We start from the raw sequence: 18305 nt of genomic DNA on the forward strand, positions 1-18305 counted from the left end.
TGAAGAATATTAATTGGAAAATATTAAATTTAGCATTTTGGATAGAGATTGTTTTATCTTATCTTTTACCATTTAAGATAATTGACAATTTTCAATATAAGGTTGGTTTTCCCATACCGTTTATTACTATTTATGATACGGCAATTAGAGTAACCCCCTTGATGTCCATGCAACTAAATCCTCTATCTCTGTTGCTTAATGCAATGATTATTTATTTTATTATTTCGTTACCAATAAAAGCGTACTGCAGATTTAAATCCCAATCTAATCGCATAAAATGAACATAACGCAATGCAGGTAAATTATGGTTTATCTGTCTTTATCACAAAAGTACTATGTATCTCAGCCCAAACCGCATTGAGCCACTTGCGGAATTTATTGCACTCCCGGTAGGTCGGGCAGTCTCGCTTATTGCGTCTGTCTTTACCGACAAACGTATTATTGTAATAAACGTTCAGGGGATCACTGGCAAAAAGAAAGACTTCACATCGTTACCATATTCCAAAATCCAAAGCTTTTCAGTCGAGACAGCCGGCGTGCTGGATTTGGACAGTGAGCTTGTCCTGTGGTTTTCCGGACTCGGCAAGGTGAAACTGGAATTTACATCCGACTGCAATGTCTCGGAAATCTGCCGCATGATCAGCGAAAAAGTGCTTTAAACAAAAAATCCCGCCCGGTGCTACCAACGCCGAACGGAACGCAATATAAGCAGCCAACTATCACGAAAGCCGCTCTGCAAGGTGAATTATAACACCTTCGCAGGGCTTGCGTAAGCATACCTTCAGGAGGTTTATTTTTATGGGAAAACGAACAAATACTGCCGTTTGGATTAAAAAGCGAGGTCGCTGGAGAATTAACGTTCAAAAAGACGGGGAGCGCAAAAGTTTTTATAGTTCTAAGCCTGGGCGAACAGGACTGCGTGAGGCGAACGCCAAGGCCGACGCGTGGCTGGATGAGAATGTCACCAGAAGTAACGAAAGATTATCTAAAATTTATAATGAATATCTTGCTGAGCAAAAGAAGGTATATTCACAAGGTATGTATTTGCCACTTAATTCCCGATATACAACATGGATTGAACCAATGATCGGCAATGTGCGAGTAGAAAACCTCACCGAGCAGCACTTGCAACGTATTATTAATAGTGCTTACGCTGCTGGAAGGTCCCGCAAAACACTCATGAATCTACGAGCCGACTTAAGCGCATTCATGAAATATTTCCGCAAGTGCAAATATACCACGCTGTTACCAGAAAATATTACAATTCCTAAAGACGCAGAATTTAAAACTAAAAATATACTGCTACCCGCCGATCTTAAAAAGCTATTTTCCAGCAACAAGACTTTTTTGCGGGGTAAAGAAATTGAGGAAGAACTTGTATATGCCTTTCGCTTTCAAGTATTAACCGGCCTGCGCCCCGGAGAGCTTTTAGGCTTGGAATGGCCTGACATAGATTTGGATAATAAGTTGGTTCATATCCAACGTTCCATTAATAAATACGGTGAAACCACTAAGGGTAAAAATAAGTCGGCAAATAGAACCTTTGCATTAAGCAATATTGCAGCTGACGTTTTACGAGATCAGCGCACTTTGAATATGTTCGGGCGCGTGTTTGGCGATATTATACCCAAGTAATGTACGGGCAGCGCTGGCGCAAATACTGTGCGCATAACGGGATGAGTAAAACGACGCCTTACGAGCTACGCCACACCTTTGTTTCCGTTTCTGCCGAGATGCCAGAAGGCATGCTTCAAAAGCTGGTAGGACACACCACCAACATGGACAGTTTCGGCACATACGGACACGCTTACGATGATATGCGAAGAAAGACCGCCGAGAAATCAAATGAGATTTGGGAAAGTATTTTAAACGACAAATAACTTAGTGGGTTACAAAGTGGGTTGTTTAGAAAACAAAAAAGACTCAGGAACGTGATTCCTAAGCCTTTTCTTTATGGTGCGGTAGATGGGACTTGAACCCATACGTCTAGGACACACGCCCCTCAAACGTGCCTGTCTGCCGATTCCAGCACTACCGCATTTCGAGCCGCCATTTTCAGCGGCGAGTATCATTGTATCAAACAAACTGCAAAATGTCAATGGATTTATGTAATAAATTTCGTCCTTTTTTTACAGCACTTGAGTAGATACAGCATATTCGTTTATTCATAAAAAAATGCTATTCAAACGCAATCACTCAGATGATAAAATGACCCTCTGTATAGATTCGTGTACAACCGCATATAATCAACTATTAAAATGTATGGGATGAAATTTTTTACATGCCATTGTGAAAAACACATGTTCTCAACATGATAGAAAAGCCAAAAAGCCATAGTTTTGTTGAAAACTCTGTTGAAAGTGTTAATTACTTTAAGTATAGCTTTGTATAAACGGAATATTTACACGTTATTAAAAATGTTGCACTTTGCAAAATGCTGCAAACGTAGTATAATAGCGTTACTCAATCATGTACAAGGAGAATACTGTGAGCAGTAAAAAAATCCGGCGGTCCAAGCGCAAAAAAAGCGCTGTGGTACCGCTTATTATCGTTTCTTCAGCTGTCGCTTTTTCAGCTTTATTAGCTGGAATCTGGCAGCTCAATTCCCCCAAAATCGAAGTACTTTCACCGCTTGTTCTCGATCCTTCGATCACCGGTCAGTATTCCTCAGTTTCATCAGAGGCCGGTTCGTCCTCAGGGCAACCTACTTCCAGTAGCATCGCACCCTCTTCAGGCACAGATGCCAGTAGTACAGCATCTTCAGGTGCTGAAGGCAACGCCTCCGCTTCATCTGAAATTGTTTCGGCATCGGCTCGCCCCTCCCCACAAAATCAAGCACTGCCAGAGCAGCCACGCGTAACCAGCACTTATTTTGACGATGCTGTTTTTATCGGGGATTCATTAACGGTCGGCATTAAGCACTATGATGTCATGAGCAACACCACTGTTTTAGCCGCTACTGGCATCTCTCTTGAAAATATATTTACCAAACAGGCAATCAAACAGGATGGGCAAACGTTAACCATTCTGGACGCACTGGCTCAGCACCCCACAAAAAAAGTGTATATCATGCTAGGTGCCAACAGTCTACTTTCAAGCTTTGATTACCTGATTGAGCAGTACGAGCGTTTGGTCGACGAGGTGTTAAAGCGCACCGGCGATGATACCATCATCTACGTGCAGTCTGTTTTGCCGATCAATGAGCCGTTGTTTCATGTCAAATATGCACCTAACACCACTACAAACGCGGATATCGACCGTTTTAATGAGATGCTTTGTACCATGGCGACAGAAAAAGGCGTTTATTACCTTGATGTGGCTTCGGTCTTCAAAGATGCAAATAATGCTATGCCCGAAAGCAACACCCCTGACGGTATGCATATCATTTCTTCGCAATATATTATCTGGTTCGATTACCTTAAAACACACGCTTTATCATAACGTATAAACTGACAATAAAGGAGAAAGTTCTCGATGAAAAAAATTATCGCAGCAGCATTATGCTGTATTATGCTATCTATCATGTTTGCCGGATGTGGTGCATCTAAAAAGGAATTAGACATGGATTCCCTTTCAACCGACGTGCTTTCAAAAGGCAGCTTTAATGATGAACTGATTCTGCTTTCAGACAAGGTGGTCGGCGATTACTACGATCTTTCTTTTGAAGGACTGGACGAATATCGTGTTTATGTCTCATCCTCCAGTGCAACTGCAAGCGAATTTGCCCTGTTTAAATGTAGCAGTGATGCAGCGTTAAAGTCGGCTAAGGCCGCGGTAGAAGCAAGAATTTCAGACCAAATTTCAAACTATGAAAACTACCGCCCGGACGAAAAATTCCGACTGGAGAACGCATTAATAGAAACTAACGGCAACTATCTACTACTTGTTGTGTCCGATAATAATGACACTATTCAAAAACTATTTAACGAAGCACTGAAATAACTTCTTCTAGTAAAAAGGAGCCTCGCTATGATTTTTGAATGCAGCGCGATCATTCTTGTCATCCTTATAATGTCGTTCATGTCGCTTGGCAAAAAAAGCGCCTGGAGCATCGCGATGCTGCCTCTGTTATTAGTCCCTGCCGGACATATTGCAGGCCTGTGGTTAAGTGAACCGATTGCCGGACTGCTACACATCACAGTGGTTGCTGCATGGATAGGCATTGACCTGTGTGTGTTGACGCTGACCTGTGTCTTACTTGGCATAATATCTTTAAATATTAAAAGCACCCGCCTACGTGTCGGATATCTAAGCGTATGCGGTTTGTTTTCAGCCCTGCTCACCTGCGTACTAATCGTCAGATCAGTACTCACCACATAAAAAGCCTCAAAATGCAGTTTAGCATCCCGGTTACCAAATTAAGATTTTGGTAATCGGGATGCTTTTTAGTATCGACGGATAACCGCATTTGATAAACCATGCTTTAACGATATCCGAAAAGTTTTCTTTGCAAAAGCTCGGAAAGTCTCATCATTGGGATGCAGAGCAGAAACCACAGCCCACAAAAGCTTAGGCACACCTGTCCCAAAACAGAAAATGGCATATCAGAATAATCCCACACCTGCCAGCCCAGAACTATGTTCACAATGACACCTATTACAAATTCCACAGTCGTTACCGATATCGCCCCTGCAATGCACTTTTTAAAGATCCCCCATTCTTTGCGTCTCGCATTGATACTGTAGATCAGCATAAAACACAATCCGCCTGCTATAGTCATGCTCCAATGGGTATAACCGCGCCAGAGCGTCTCTAATAAACCATATCCCATCGCGCCCATCGTATATACTATTGAATACTCTGCTATAGTTGTGCGCAAAGCAAATCTCCCCTTGATTAAATATTAAATGCTTTCTCATTATCCCCCGCTATCTTAAAGGTTTTCACTTAACCAATCAATAATTTCTGGCAATATAATGCCTTGAATAGTTTTTAGTTCTCATTTAATTTTCATTAATGAAAACTCATTGCAATTTTTGTTGGTCAACAGTGCTGTTTTTTGCACCTTTCGTTATTTCAATACCAGTGCTTTTATCAATTGACAACCAACTTGTACAAATTTTATAATATTAACATAAGGAACTAAGAATATGGGAACAGAAGAACAAAATCGCAGTAAAGAGGTGTAAGTTGTGGACCTGGAGGTATTGCGCGCAGAGATTGACGGCGTGGACAGTCAGATTCTTACTTTGATTCTTAAACGTCGAACTCTTATTTCAGATGTTATACGCTATAAAAAAGAACACAACCTGCCAGTGTTTGCGCCCGACCGTGAGGAGCAGGTACTCAAGCGCGTGGGCGATGTGGTAGGTCCCGACGTCATGATGCAAAGCGGCTTAAAGCTGCTATACGGCATTTTGATGGATATTTATAAATTCCATGAATATGAACAGTCGCCAAAGAACATCTCGGTTCCAACCGACGTGGGCGGCGCATCGGTTCGTGCTATTTTGCAAGATAAGCCGGGGGCTTTAAGCCGTTACTTGTCTCCGTTAGCGGCCGCAGAAGTCAATATCACCAATATTCGTTCTCAGTCTATGCCTGGCGGTAATCTATTGGTGGATATTGAGTTGGCCGGTAAGACTAACGATCCGACTTTTATCGCCGCATTAGCCGTGTTGGCTGATACAGCGGAGAAGTTTACCCTAATATAAAGCCAAAACCACTAAATGGTGCTTAATAGGTTTTAAACTTAATAGAAAATGCCCCGACAAAATTGTCGGGGCGTTTGGTTTAAACAATCTAGTTAAGGTTTATGCCGCAATCTTCTTTTTAGAGACCTTAGCAAAAAAGAACAGGACTGCCATGACAGCAATACCAGCAAAGTTAGTCGGTGTGCCTGGCAGAACCAAACCTAAACCACCAGCTAACAGTAATAGTCTTTCGAGCATGTTCAGGTTCTTGAAATACCATCCCTGGAAGCCCATCGACATGGCAATAACGCCAAGCAGCGCTGTAACAAGGACATAAAGAATTTGAGCGCTTGAACCTTGCATCATAAATGCCGGGGTATAGCAGAATACAAAGGGCACAACAAACCCAGCAAACCCGACCTTACAGGCCTCAATGGCGGTGGTCATGGGGCTGCACTTGGCAATACCAGCACCCGCATACGCAGCCAGAGCAACAGGGGGCGTAATAGCGGACAAGCAGGCAAAGTAGAATACAAACAGATGTGCAGTCAACATAGCCAGGCCCAGCTTAATGAGCGCGGGAGCCAAAATTGACGCTGCAATAACATAGGCCGCCGTGGTAGGTAAGCCCATGCCAAGCACGATGCACGCCATGGCGGTAAACACAAGCGACATAAACAGGCTGCCGCCCGAAGCGGAGATCATCATATCGCCGAATACGACGCCGATACCGGTCAACGAAACCATCGAAACAACAATTCCGGCGCAGGCGCATCCGAGAACGATGGACATGGCGTTGAAGCCCGATTTTTTGAGAGAAGGAATTACATCTTTAAAAGTAAAACGCTTCTTCTTATCCAGCAGCATGATAAGCGGCACGCTGTAAATGGCAAACAACGCCGCGCGAGAGGGCGAAAGCTGCGCGCCAAGCAAGCAGTAAACAAGAATGGCGATGATCAGCAGATAAATCCAGCCATCTTTAAGCACTTTTTTGGTGACAGGAATCTGATCCTCGGGGGTGGGTACAATGCCACCGCGCTCTGCCTGTGCAATAACTGAGAAAGCGCAACCGACAAAGTAGCAGACAGCAGGCAACGTCGCGCACTTAACAATGGTCATGTAAGATTCTGCGGTGAATGCAACCATCAAGAACGCACCGGAACCCATAACAGGGGGAAGAATCTGTCCACCGGTTGAAGCGACCGCCTCAACACCGCCGGCAAATTCCGACTTATAGCCTCTCGATTTCATCAGCGGAATGGTAAAGGTACCAGTGCCGACCACGTTGGCAACAGCGGAACCATTGATGGTGCCCATCAGCGCAGATGCCATAACAGCCGACAGAGCCGGGCCACTCTTGATGCGTCCGGTTAGCGAGATGGCGATATCATTGATAAAGCCGGAGCAGCCAGAGGCTTCAAGAAAAGCGCCGAACATAACAAACATAAAGATAACCGTTGCAGAAACCGTCAGGCACTGACCAAACAGGCCATCACCCGCCACTGCGAGAAACTCAAAGATACGCTTGAAGCTATAGCCGCGATGCGCAATAGCCAGCGGCAGATGCGGACCTGCCAGCGCATAAGCGGTGAACAGCAGCGCCAGGCTGGGCAAAATCCAACCGAGCGAACGGCGAGAAGCCTCAATAACAATAACATATAGAATGCCGCCAGAGATAGAAGCCCAAATCGTAACAATGCCCATGTTATCGTTCTGGGCAAGGCTTTCGACACGGCACATGTAAGTAGCAAACCATACGAGCGCAATCAGCGCAAGGTCAATAAAACGACAAATTGCACGGTATGCTTTGTTGTCTTTCAAAACTTTTGTAAAGATATTGTGATCAGCAAGCGGCATGGTAAGCAGCAATATAGTAATAGCAAAACACATATGGGTGCCGCGCTGACCGATTGCATCGAATAAACCAAACTGCGCTGTATAAAGGTGGAACAAGCTCATCACGATGGCAACTACTGAAGCCGCTTTTATAAACGGATTCGCGCTACCCTCTTCAACAGCTTTCATAACAGCAAGATCGCTGTCCAAACTGGCTATGTCAATATCTGGAGCTGCATTGACATTTTCTTTTTTCGCCATAAAAATCTCCTTAATCCTCAATTCTCAACTATTATGGGAAATCCGTTGATGCCGTCCGAAGCGCCTCGCTCCGGACGGCATCTGACCTAATTAGGAAATATTGTTTAGATTTTTAGGGTTGCAATAACTTACTTGATAAGGCCAGCGTCCTTATAGTAAGCTTCGGCACCGGGATGCAGCGGAATGGGCAGGTCATTGCACATGAAAGCTGCGTCGGTCATAGCGGTCATAGCCGCATGTCCAGCAACCAGATCATCGGGATGGGTGTGCAGTGCTTCAGCCATTTTGCCGACAAGCTCATCGTCCATCGAAGCATTGACCGCTACGAGGCACTTAACGCCAAAGGTGGGGATATCCTCGGTCTGGTTGTTGTAGGTGCCCGCGGGGATAACAGCCTTGTAGTAAGAGCCGTTAGCAGCGATAACCTTATCAAGGGTCTCTTCCTTATAAGCAAGCAGGTGAGCAGCCTTGATGTTGGTCAGGTTGAGGAAACCACCGACAGGAATACCAGCAAATGCGTGCGCAGCGTCATGAACGCCGTCGCCAACAGAGTCGGCACCTTCGGTCAGGCCAAGGTACTCAGCAGCGCTCGGGGTAACGCCAGCAGCTTCAATGCCTGCGTTAGCAGCAATAGCAGTTGCGGAAGCAGACGGTCCGATGGCAAGCTTCTTGTCACCCAGATCCTCGATGTACTTCAGATTAGAAGAATCGAGCACGATCCAGTTGGAAAGAGACGGATAGCAAGCTGCAAGCGCACGGATGTCTGCGCAGGCTTTGCCCTCAAACTTGCCGGTTCCGGAATAAGCCTGATAAGCGACGTCGCCTGCGATCATGCCGAGGTCGATTTCGCCAGCCTGAAGATTAACGGTATTTGCAGGGGAACCTGCAGAGGTCTCGGCATTCACCTTAACACCCTCAACATTGTCGTTGATAACTTTGGCGATGGTGCAGCCTACGGGGTACATCGTGCCGCCAGTATCAGCAGTACCGATGGTCAAGATGGTGGTTTTGCCGGAAGCCGGTGCAGACGAAGCAGGTGCAGCGGAAGACGCCGGTGCGGAAGAAGCTGCGGGCGCCGCGCTGGACGCACCGCCGCAAGCGGTTGCCACAAGAATCATGGTTAACGCCAATGCAATTACGGAAATTTTCTTCATTATATTGGTCACTCCTATTCAATTTTTTTTGACAAATCAGTAACTTTCATATTTATCGCAAAAGTAACTATGTATAAACAACTGCAAACAATACAAAAACAATCGATCTGTCAAAATACATACCTACGGAAAATGCCTCTTACTGCTCTTACCCCCTACCTCCTTTCCGTTTCCTTCATCACTTTTACAAATACAATTTCGTGTTGTCCATGGTACGAGGACAGAACGATGAAAGAATACATATAAATATTAACATAAACTTAATTTATAAGCAATAATTATATATACGTCATATTACTTAAAAAACATCATACTGTTTTTAATAATTTGATCACTATATCGTCATACTGCACAATTTAGACGTGTGTTTTTAGGTGAATTGGTGTCTGGTTTTATTTTGTTAAGTTAATATTTGTTCTATTATTGCTATTAAAGTGTATTTATCAGCAAGACGGTAGAGCATATTTTGCAATATATTTTCATTTTTCAAATTATTTGAACAGGCATAATTTATCAAATATATGAATTGATAATGAAGAAAAAAGTTACTTCTTTACGCTTTTGTTAATATCTAATGATTAATAATTCGCTGGTTATGCAATCCCCTTCAAGTGAATTGTCTTACCTGAAAGACATAAAAACAATTTGCTGATGCTATATATACTTGAATTCGGTAGTTAAAACTTGAATCTTTGTTTGTATTTGGTGCAAGTGGCACGTTGCAGTTAGTTTTGAATGGTTTATATTAAGCTAGAAAAAAAACCACCTTTAAAAATGTTTTACATGGATAAAACCGCTCTTCACCGATCCGTTCGCTAAAAACAATTAATTACAATCTTTATAACTCTGGATATGAAGGTATGGTCAGTTTATCTCACCAATGAATAGTTAACTTTAATCCAATTAGCACTGAGGTGTATGGCGCTAAAGGCAATGAAAAGCTGGCACCGCTTAAAACGATGCCAGCTTAAATAAATTAAATATTCTATTGTAATTCCTTACCTTTTCCCCTTATCCCAGGAACGGTTCGCATACTGCGAACTCTTAACTGAAATCAAAACTATGATTAAGCTTACAGGGACAAAGCTTCTTTGACCTTTGCGATAATATGTGCACCAATGTCTTTAGAAGCGTCGATTGACTGTGCGCCAATATGGGGAGAGACAATAAAGTTATTGAGCTCAAACAACGGCGAATCAAAACCTGCGCCCTCAGTGAGACCGCCATCAGCTAGTTCGTTCTCGAGAACGTCGCTGCCGAATCCACCAAGCTGGCCGTTCTTGAGCGCCTCAAAAGCATCCTTTTCATTGACAATGCCGCCACGGCTCATATTGAGGACAACAGCGTCATTTTTCATGAAAGCGATCTGTTTCTTAGAGACCAGGTCACGTGTCTCGGGGGTAAGCGGAACATGGATGGAGATGAAGTCAGAAGTCTTCAGCAGCTCCTCAACCTCCATACCCGTGGTGTTTTCTTTCTGGAAATCCTCGGGCTTGAGGAACGGGTCATACGCAACAGTCGTCATGCCGAATGCGCGTCCCAACTCAGCGACACGGCGGCCAATACGACCAAATCCGACAACACCAAGGGTACGACCACGCAGCTCACGACCAACAAACTTATACTTATCCCACTGCTTGAGAACCTTAACATCGTGGTTAGCTTCCATGGTGTTACGAGCGAGGTCGAGCATCTTGGAAATGGTCAGCTCAGCAACAGCGTTGGCGTTAAGACCGGGAGCATTAAACACCTGAACGCCCTTTGCCTTAGCTGCCTCCATATCAATGTGGTTGAGGCCCACAGAGCAAACACCAATTACTTTAAGGTTCTTGGCGGCATCAAGAATCTCTTTATTAATTGCAGGATCAACACGCATAATCAGGACATCATAGTCGGGGATGAGTGAAACAAGCTCTGCCTGAGTGGGAAGCATCTTGTGATCTACCTGCATATGTTTTCCAAGTTCCTGCGCAATGGCTTCATGCACAGCGTCAATAATTAAGCACTTCATAATGGTTATATCCTCCCGAAATATTAATGATATTGGTGCGATAATATCTACATCATACCCCATTGCTTTTAATGCGTCAATAGCCTTTTTTTGCGCTTAGTTAAGCCATTTTAGCGCATTTTTGCATTATAATCGAAGTTTTGACGGAAGCAATTATTTTAATTCATATTTTAGCATATGAAATTAATTTTTTCATTTATTCTGCATTAATTTAATAGGTTTATTTCATTTTTTGAAAATGTAAAAAAAATAAAAATTTTACATTTCAATTAGAGTGGATAAATTAGAGTGAATTAAAAATCTGCAATTCCAATTTAAAATACCCTGCATAAAATTTCCAATATTGAAATGATGTTCTGTGTTTTTAACATCTTATTGTTATTTCTCAAAGCTATTTTACTCTATGATTGGGCAATCTGTGTTCACCTGTGCTTTCATTTTTCCTTAAAATATGCCATAATAGTTGGGTAATGATATCTATATAAAGGAAGTACCCACATGCTGCAATCCTTTTTTATCTCGGCACACCCTGCCGGGAATTGTCAATTAATTCTGGGGGAAAGTTCTGCCATACTGCTGGACTGCACCGTCTCGTTCTGTGCACCGGAAACGGTGGACAACATTAAAACACTTATAAACAACAGACCGCTGGACGCTATCATTCTCTCCCACTCACACTATGACCATGCGGCCGGGTTGCCCTGGCTGCGGCGTGCCTTTCCCGAGACGCCGATCTATGCGCACCCCTATGTGCGCGAGGTGTTCTCAAAACCAACTGCACTGGCTACGATCCACAAAATGTGCCAAAATGCCCAGCGGCTTTATGGCACCGGTTTTACGGGCGGCCACTTTGACGATGCCGAACTGCAGGTCATCACACCGCTTTTTGACGGACAGGAGCTCCCCTTTGATAACGGTGTGCTCCGGATACTGTTTACCCCGGGGCATACCAAGGACTCGCTCTCGGTCGATTTCCCCGATGAGAATACCACATGGCTGTGCGAAACGCTCGGTGTTCCGCGTCCCGACGGTCGCGTTCAGCCCTGTTTTTTAAGCGGCTATCAGGCCACACTTGATTCGGTGAGCCGCATTGCTTCACTGGGTAAACGCCAGTTCATTCTTTCTCATACCCAGGCGCCGCTTTCAATAGAACAAAGCGCTGATTATCTGACCGAATCTCGGGCGGCAATAACACAATCTGCCGCTTTAATCCGCCGCCTGTTCGACGAAGGGCGGGACTACGCCGGCATCTTTGAGGGTTACGCCGAGCAATACTGGAACGAGCTTTACCGCCCGATATGGCCCTATGAAGCTTTTAGCATCAATACGGCGGCGGCCATTAAAGTGGTGTTACGCGAACTTTGCGGGCAGGAGCTTTAACGCGCTTTAAACACGCCTCTGACAGTATTTCCTATAGTACACAATTTTATTTATAGATAAAAGCCTGACCCCGCCAACTAAAGCAAGGTCAGACTTAATGTAAACTGAACCAAAGCCGAAATATGAAGCCGGTAGCCCTGCGAAATCAGCTTATTCCGTCGTTTGATCTATTTTTCCAAAGCGCTCAACTTCATCAAGTGACAGCGCATAGGCCGGCAAATATTCCTTGATAAAAATCTGAGCCTCGGGAAGTTGAAGCGCAGGGTGTTCCGAAATCGCCTTGGATGCCGCCTGAAACTCCATGTTTCCAGCTTTGAGCTCTTCCGTACATTTTATCAACGCTGAAAGCTTGTCCGCAGCCTTGATGTACGGTCCATAAGTTTCCTTGTCCGTTTTGTCGGGATCCAGGCAGGGTGCAAACGCCGGCAGCAGCGATTCTGGCAGCATAGCCATCAACCGTTTGGTCGCCTGGCGTTCAATCGAGTGGTAGGCCACACGGATGCTTAAGTCGTGGTATTTCACCGGTGTGGGCAGATCTCCCGTGATGATCTCGGCGCAGTCGTGATACATGGCGATGAGTACCGCCCGTCCCGCGTCGAGCGAACGCATAAACCGAGCGTTGCCGATCTCAACCAGCGCGTGGGTGAGCATGGCGGTCTCCAACGTGTGCTCTGCAAGCGTCTCGTTCCTGGTGCAGCGCATCAGCCCCCACCGATCAATATATTTCATACGGGATATCATGGCAAAAAAACCGCGCATATGATCGTTCCTTTCGTTTTCAATCAAAGCACAAAACGGCCATGAAAAGGAATGACCATAAATGTGCATGTATTGCGGTTGCTCGTAGAACGAGCAGCACGCGCTTAAAATCAAGAAAGCTGAAGCTTATTTTAGTTCTTTTAATCGTTGTCATGTCAATTGCGCTATCATTGTAACATAAAACATGGCTAAAGACGATAACCTGTTGTTTTATAGCAGATTTTTTCTGTTTCTGATATTTGCTGATATGAAAATCTTGGTTTTGTGGTATACTATAAAATGAATAATTTCTTCTTAATGAGGTGAGTCGGTGGTTTTCAGAACCCAAACGGATACCCAACATGGGAAGGCAAAGGCGTTCCTGTGGGCACTGGGGCTTTCCTTTGCTATTTTTACGCCGCTAATGATATATAATCGAGGTTATTTTATTTTCCTTGGGGATTTTAATGTCCAGCAGATTCCTTTTTATAGGCTGGCACATGAAATGGTTCGTTCCGGCAACATCTTTTGGAACTGGAATACCGATCTGGGTGCAAATTTTATTGGTTCGTACAGCTTTTATCTGCTCTTCTCGCCATTTTTCTGGCTAACACTCCCCTTCCCCACCGATTTCGTGCCGCATCTCATGGCACCGCTACTGATGCTTAAGACCGCCTGTGCCTCGCTGACGGCGTACCTATATATTAAGCGGTTTGTACGGGACATAAACTGGGCCGTTGTCGGCGCAGTTTTATATGCTTTTTCGGGCTTTATGACATTTAACATCTTCTTTAATCACTTTCACGATGTTTGTGTCTTTTTCCCATTGTTGCTGGTTGCGCTCGAAGAACTGGTGGTCAATGACCGCCGGGGCTTTTTTGCCGTTATGGTGGCGGTCAACTGCCTGATCAATTACTGGTTTTTTATCGGTGAGGTCGTCTTTGTCATACTTTATGTCTTTATCCGCATCGCTACCGGCGGCTGGGGCTGCAGTTTCGCTAAGTTTATGCGTATTGCTTTCGAGGCGGTACTCGGCGTGGCTCTGTCGGCAATCTGCCTCATCCCCTCGGTGCTTGCGTTAATGGGCAACCCGCGTACCGGGACGGACAACCTAATCAACGGCTGGCTGATGTGGGTGTACGGCTTTAATCAGCGCCTCCCCGCCATTATTCAAAGCTTTTTCTTTCCGCCAGAATTGCCCTCGCGCCCGAATTTCTTCCCCGATATGGGCGCTAAATGGGCCTCCCTTTCAGCGTGGCTGCCGCTGTTTTCCACCACGGGTGTTATTGCGTTTTGTATGGCTAAGCGACATAATTTCCACAAACGGATGATTATTCTTTCGATGATTATGGCGCTCGTGCCGGTTTTTAATGCCACTTTTGTACTGTTTAATCACTCGTATTATGCGCGGTGGTTCTACATGCCAGTGCTCATGATGTGCGTTGCCACTGTAACCGCGTTAGAGGAGCGCGACACCGACGCTATGCGACTGGGCTGGATCAGCGGCTGGCGCTGGACGGCAGGTTTTATTTTCGTCATTTCGGCTGCCGTTGCCTTCTCGCCTGTCGCGGACAAAGAAGGGCAATTTACTTTCGGACTCTACGATAACGCGGCAGGCTTTTGGCTGATTGTCTTTGCCGCAATGCTCTGTCTGTCGCTTTCGGCGATTCTGCTGTTTTTGTTGCGCGATAGCCCAGCTTTTCAGCGTGTAACCTGTATTCTTCTCTCGTTTATCATCGTGGCGTTTACCTCCGGTTATCTCATCAGCGGCAAAAGCAGCAAGTCGCGGGACGATTGGTTTGTGGATGTGGCAATCGATGGCAGAAAAGCATTATCATTGCCGGACGAGCCTTTCGCCCGCAGTGATTTGTATGAGTGCATGGATAACCTCGGCATGTTCTGGGGGTTGCCAAATATACAAGCTTTTCATTCCATTGTGCCGGCATCCATCATGGAGTTTTACCCCTATGTCGGAATCAAGCGCGATGTTTCATCAAAGCCCCCAACCGAATACACAGCCCTGCGAGCGCTACTTTCGGTTCGCTGGCTTATTATTGCCGCCGATAACAAAGAGCAGTACCCCATGCCCGATTACACCCTTTTTGATGAGCAGTTAGGATATAATATCTACCAAAATAGTGACTATCTCCCCATGGGCTTTGCTTATGAATTTGCTGTCAATGATGAGGCCATGAAATCGCTTTCAGGTGAGCAGAAGGTTCGTCATATGCTGCATGCGCTCCAGCTTTCAGACGCCGCCATCATTAGAAACTTTGATATTATTGAGGAACTTCCGGCGGTGGATTATAGCGCTATTTCTGAGATTGGCCTTCAGGACGCCATTGACGCGCGTTCTACGCTTTTGGCCAGCAGCTTCGTTATAGATAACCGCGGCTTTACCGCCACGGCTAACCTGCCGCAGGAGCGCCTAATGTTCTTTTCGGTACCTTATGATAAGGGGTGGCAGGCCACCGTCAACGGTGTGCCCGCCGTAATAGAAAAGGCCAATGTCGGCTTTATGGCTGTGCGTGTACCTTCAGGCGAGGCGACCATTCGCTTTGATTACGTCACCCCGGGACTTGTGCTCGGTACAAAAATAACGCTGTCAGCGCTCGTAATACTGGCACTTTATCTGCTGTTAGCACATCTACTGAGAAGACGGCATTCGGATGCTTCTTACAACTCCCCGCCCGCCCCACCGTTGGCACCCCCGTCGCAGCGACCGCGTTCTCTGGAAGAATATCTTGAAACACTCGACGAGCTGCCCTATGTTCCGTCTGACATCGAGGAGGATGACCCATGACAACAGTACTCTATCTTGTTGTTCCCTGCTATAACGAAGAGGAGGTTTTACCTGAGACCGCCTCCCGCCTGCTCTCAAAGCTAGCAGCGCTGATTCAGTCGGAAAAGATAAACAATAAGAGCCGCATCCTCTTTGTTGATGACGGAAGCCGCGATAAAACCTGGCGCATTATTGAGGATTTATCGCAACAGGATGCGCATTTTGGTGGCGTCAAGCTTTCACGCAACAAAGGGCACCAGAATGCACTGCTGGCAGGTTTAACAGTAGCAAAGGATCATTGTGATGCTGCCATTAGCTTAGACGCCGATTTGCAGGATGACATCAACGCCATCGATGAGATGGTCGCGCATTTTCAGGACGGTTGCGACGTGGTGTATGGCGTACGCTCTAAACGCGACACCGATACCATATTTAAGCGCACGACGGCCGAGGGTTTTTATAAGCTAATGCAGGCACTGGGGGTTGACATTGTTGACAACCACGCGGATTACCGGTTGCTTTCTCGCCGTGCGCTCGAGGGACTGATGCAGTTTAACGAGGCGAACCTGTTTCTGCGTGGCATCGTACCATTGATCGGTTATAAGCACGCCATTGTCACTTATGAGCGGCATGAGCGTTTTGCAGGCGAGAGCAAATATCCGCTGAAAAAAATGTTGCTGTTCGCCTTCGACGGTATCACCGCTTTTTCGATTAAACCAATTCGTTTGGTGACCACGACTGGTGCGATGATCTTTTTAGCCAGTGTCATAACGCTGTTAGTTTTGTTGTTGCAAAAGCTGATGGGTTATACTGTCCAAGGCTGGACCACTTTAATGGGCTCAATCTGGCTGTTGGGTGGCATACAGTTGTTAAGCCTCGGCATCATCGGCGAATATGTCGGTCGGGTCTATCAAGAAGCCAAGCATCGTCCGCATTTTATCATCGATCAAATTACATTACAGTAAATTTTATAAGTGCTGGGGCATATGCTCCGGCACTTTTATACTACCACCGTGACATTAAAACCGCATAAAGAGTATGATATAACGATAGCAAAATTTATGCACAGGGGGAGATGCGCTTGCCTATTACCCCAGACATTCCCTTGAGCGAAGAATTGGAAGTTGTTGACACCTCGCTTGTTTTTCAGGCAATGGCACTGATGTCCGGTATTATTGCGATGGCTGTCTCCTGCATTCTTCGAGAAAATCTTGCAGGAACTTTAACCTTGGACAACTGTGAAGAATTTTCTTTATTAAAAACAAGAACAGCTGCTGGCATTATCGTTTTTGTAGCATTAATCTATTTTTTTCTTTTATCTATACAAACACTGAACGAAGCAGTTACACCTTGTGATGGCCTTTCTGGCAAGGTGAATTTGATGGCATCGTTTTTGGTGCTTGTCGCGTCTGCACTGCGATTATATGACCTTACCGCAATAGCCCCTCGGTTCCTTAGCGAACCGGAAGCACTCGAAATCGAAGAGCTTCCTTTATTATAAGCGTCAAGTGCTTACTTTAAATTTAGGGCTTCGTGTTTTAGAAGGAATGCGGTATTAGCTTGGCTTCTGTCATTCTCTTATTAAATTATGTTTTGTACTGGCGCACAAAAAAGTCCAGCCTGAGCTGAACTTCTTCCAAATATTAAAGCGAGGCATCACTAAGGACGCCCCGCTTTCTTTGATGCGTTTAACACATCTATTTTTTCACAATGTGAATGCACTTTTTCGGGCACTGCTCAACACAGGCGCCACAGGCGGTGCACTTTTCCTGATCGATATGCGCAAGGCTATCGACAACCGTGATTGCGTCGTACTGGCAAGCCTTCTGGCACTTCATACAGCCGATGCAGCTGACTTTGCAGTTCTTCATGGCAACTGCACCTTTATCCTTAGAATTACAGGTGACATGAATTTTGTAATCAAAGGGAATAACCTCGATGACATTGTTCGGGCAGGTTTTAGCACACAGGCCGCAACCGATGCAAAGATCGGTGTCGATATGGGCAATGCCGTTAACCATATCAATCGCATTTACAGGGCACACATCGGCGCAATCGCCCAAGCCCATGCAGCCATAGGTACAGGTTCCCTTACCACCGAAGAAAAGCTTGGCACCCTTGCAGGTCTTAGCGCTCTGATACTCAAGCTTGTCAAAAGTGTTGTCACAGGTGCCGTTGCACTTGACAGCGGCCACCATGGGCTTTACATCTTCAACAGCAAGACCAAGCGCTTCGCCAATGCCCTTGGCCGAGTCAGCACCGCCGGGGATGCACAGGCTGCCATTAGTACATTCGCCGGAAACCAGCGCCTGTGCGTAAGCGTCACAACCGGCATAGCCGCAGGCGCCGCAATTGGCCCCGGGGAGACATTCGCGGACAGGGCCGAAACGCTCATCAACCGGTACGGCCATAACTTTAGACGCAACTGCAAGGATCACAGCGGCAATCAGTCCGATCGCAGAAACGGCAACAATCGCCAAAACGATTCCATTCATAGTCTCATCTCCATT

At 45.6% G+C, this 18305-nt stretch carries 17 protein-coding genes and 1 tRNA gene; 11 read left to right on the plus strand and 7 right to left on the minus strand.

The window, feature by feature from the left end:
• Positions 1-335 precede the first annotated feature (335 nt).
• The 3 genes from RBH76_03755 to RBH76_03765 all read left to right on the plus strand — a co-directional run bounded on the left by RBH76_03755 (position 336) and on the right by RBH76_03765 (position 1880).
• Positions 336-659, plus strand: a complete 324-nt coding sequence (locus RBH76_03755) for a PH domain-containing protein (GenBank protein ID WMJ84555.1) — start codon at positions 336-338, stop codon at positions 657-659.
• A 139-nt stretch (positions 660-798) separates the two neighbouring features.
• The gene (locus RBH76_03760; protein WMJ84556.1) at positions 799-1635 is read left to right on the plus strand and encodes a tyrosine-type recombinase/integrase; all 837 of its coding nucleotides are present in this window, start codon (positions 799-801) and stop codon (positions 1633-1635) included.
• 41 nt (positions 1636-1676) lie between these two features.
• On the plus strand, positions 1677-1880 hold the full coding sequence (locus tag RBH76_03765) for a hypothetical protein (protein WMJ84557.1): 204 nt from the start codon (positions 1677-1679) through the stop codon (positions 1878-1880).
• Positions 1881-1954: 74 nt separating this feature from the next.
• Here the strand turns inward: RBH76_03765 and RBH76_03770 are convergent.
• Positions 1955-2038: transfer RNA gene (locus RBH76_03770), tRNA-Leu, on the minus strand.
• Positions 2039-2487: 449 nt separating this feature from the next.
• Between RBH76_03770 and RBH76_03775 the strand changes: the two genes are divergently transcribed.
• Genes RBH76_03775 through RBH76_03785 form a run of 3 tightly spaced genes read left to right on the plus strand, consistent with a single transcriptional unit; the run spans position 2488 to position 4320 of the window.
• Positions 2488-3441, plus strand: a complete 954-nt coding sequence (locus tag RBH76_03775) for a GDSL-type esterase/lipase family protein (protein ID WMJ84558.1) — start codon at positions 2488-2490, stop codon at positions 3439-3441.
• A 33-nt stretch (positions 3442-3474) separates the two neighbouring features.
• Positions 3475-3942, plus strand: coding sequence for a DUF4358 domain-containing protein (locus tag RBH76_03780; protein ID WMJ84559.1), 468 nt, complete (start codon positions 3475-3477; stop codon positions 3940-3942).
• Positions 3943-3969: 27 nt separating this feature from the next.
• Positions 3970-4320 (plus strand): hypothetical protein, encoded by a 351-nt coding sequence (locus RBH76_03785; protein ID WMJ84560.1) that lies wholly within the window; start codon positions 3970-3972, stop codon positions 4318-4320.
• A 103-nt stretch (positions 4321-4423) separates the two neighbouring features.
• On the opposite strand, the gene RBH76_03790 is transcribed toward RBH76_03785, so the two are convergent.
• On the minus strand, positions 4424-4819 hold the full coding sequence (locus RBH76_03790) for a hypothetical protein (GenBank protein ID WMJ84561.1): 396 nt from the start codon (positions 4817-4819) through the stop codon (positions 4424-4426).
• A 313-nt stretch (positions 4820-5132) separates the two neighbouring features.
• On the opposite strand from RBH76_03790, the gene RBH76_03795 reads away from it, so the two are divergent.
• Positions 5133-5654, plus strand: coding sequence for a chorismate mutase (locus RBH76_03795; GenBank protein WMJ84562.1), 522 nt, complete (start codon positions 5133-5135; stop codon positions 5652-5654).
• Positions 5655-5753: 99 nt separating this feature from the next.
• Here the strand turns inward: RBH76_03795 and RBH76_03800 are convergent, their stop codons facing one another.
• The 3 genes from RBH76_03800 to RBH76_03810 all read right to left on the minus strand — a co-directional run bounded on the left by RBH76_03800 (position 5754) and on the right by RBH76_03810 (position 10895).
• Entirely contained in the window at positions 5754-7730 is a 1977-nt protein-coding gene (locus tag RBH76_03800; protein WMJ84563.1) for a TRAP transporter fused permease subunit, read from the minus strand.
• Between the two features lie 128 nt (positions 7731-7858).
• Complete coding sequence (locus tag RBH76_03805; protein ID WMJ84564.1) at positions 7859-8884, minus strand: TAXI family TRAP transporter solute-binding subunit; 1026 nt, start codon at positions 8882-8884, stop codon at positions 7859-7861.
• A gap of 1072 nt (positions 8885-9956) precedes the next feature.
• Positions 9957-10895: a D-2-hydroxyacid dehydrogenase gene (locus RBH76_03810; GenBank protein ID WMJ84565.1), complete on the minus strand. Its 939-nt coding sequence runs from the start codon at positions 10893-10895 to the stop codon at positions 9957-9959.
• A gap of 498 nt (positions 10896-11393) precedes the next feature.
• Between RBH76_03810 and RBH76_03815 the strand changes: the two genes are divergently transcribed.
• A complete protein-coding gene (locus RBH76_03815; GenBank protein ID WMJ84566.1) occupies positions 11394-12275 on the plus strand; it encodes an MBL fold metallo-hydrolase in 882 nt (293 codons plus the stop codon).
• A 150-nt stretch (positions 12276-12425) separates the two neighbouring features.
• Here RBH76_03815 and yfbR read toward each other — a convergent pair whose 3' ends face one another.
• Positions 12426-13034, minus strand: coding sequence for a 5'-deoxynucleotidase (yfbR, locus tag RBH76_03820; GenBank protein ID WMJ84567.1), 609 nt, complete (start codon positions 13032-13034; stop codon positions 12426-12428).
• Between the two features lie 310 nt (positions 13035-13344).
• Between yfbR and RBH76_03825 the strand changes: the two genes are divergently transcribed.
• The 3 genes from RBH76_03825 to RBH76_03835 all read left to right on the plus strand — a co-directional run bounded on the left by RBH76_03825 (position 13345) and on the right by RBH76_03835 (position 17296).
• Entirely contained in the window at positions 13345-15816 is a 2472-nt protein-coding gene (locus RBH76_03825; protein WMJ84568.1) for a YfhO family protein, read from the plus strand.
• The gene (locus tag RBH76_03830; GenBank protein WMJ84569.1) at positions 15813-16760 is read left to right on the plus strand and encodes a glycosyltransferase family 2 protein; all 948 of its coding nucleotides are present in this window, start codon (positions 15813-15815) and stop codon (positions 16758-16760) included. The genes RBH76_03825 and RBH76_03830 overlap by 4 nt, the downstream gene beginning before the upstream one ends.
• Before the next feature lie 116 nt (positions 16761-16876).
• Positions 16877-17296 carry a hypothetical protein gene (locus RBH76_03835; GenBank protein WMJ84570.1) on the plus strand — a complete coding sequence of 140 codons (420 nt, stop codon included), beginning with the start codon at positions 16877-16879 and terminating at the stop codon, positions 17294-17296.
• A gap of 196 nt (positions 17297-17492) precedes the next feature.
• Here the strand turns inward: RBH76_03835 and RBH76_03840 are convergent, their stop codons facing one another.
• Positions 17493-18290 carry an RnfABCDGE type electron transport complex subunit B gene (locus RBH76_03840; GenBank protein WMJ84571.1) on the minus strand — a complete coding sequence of 266 codons (798 nt, stop codon included), beginning with the start codon at positions 18288-18290 and terminating at the stop codon, positions 17493-17495.
• Between the last annotated feature and the right edge of the window lie 15 nt (positions 18291-18305).

The organism is Oscillospiraceae bacterium MB24-C1 (assembly GCA_030913685.1).
Taxonomy (GTDB): domain Bacteria; phylum Bacillota; class Clostridia; order Oscillospirales; family Ruminococcaceae; genus Yanshouia.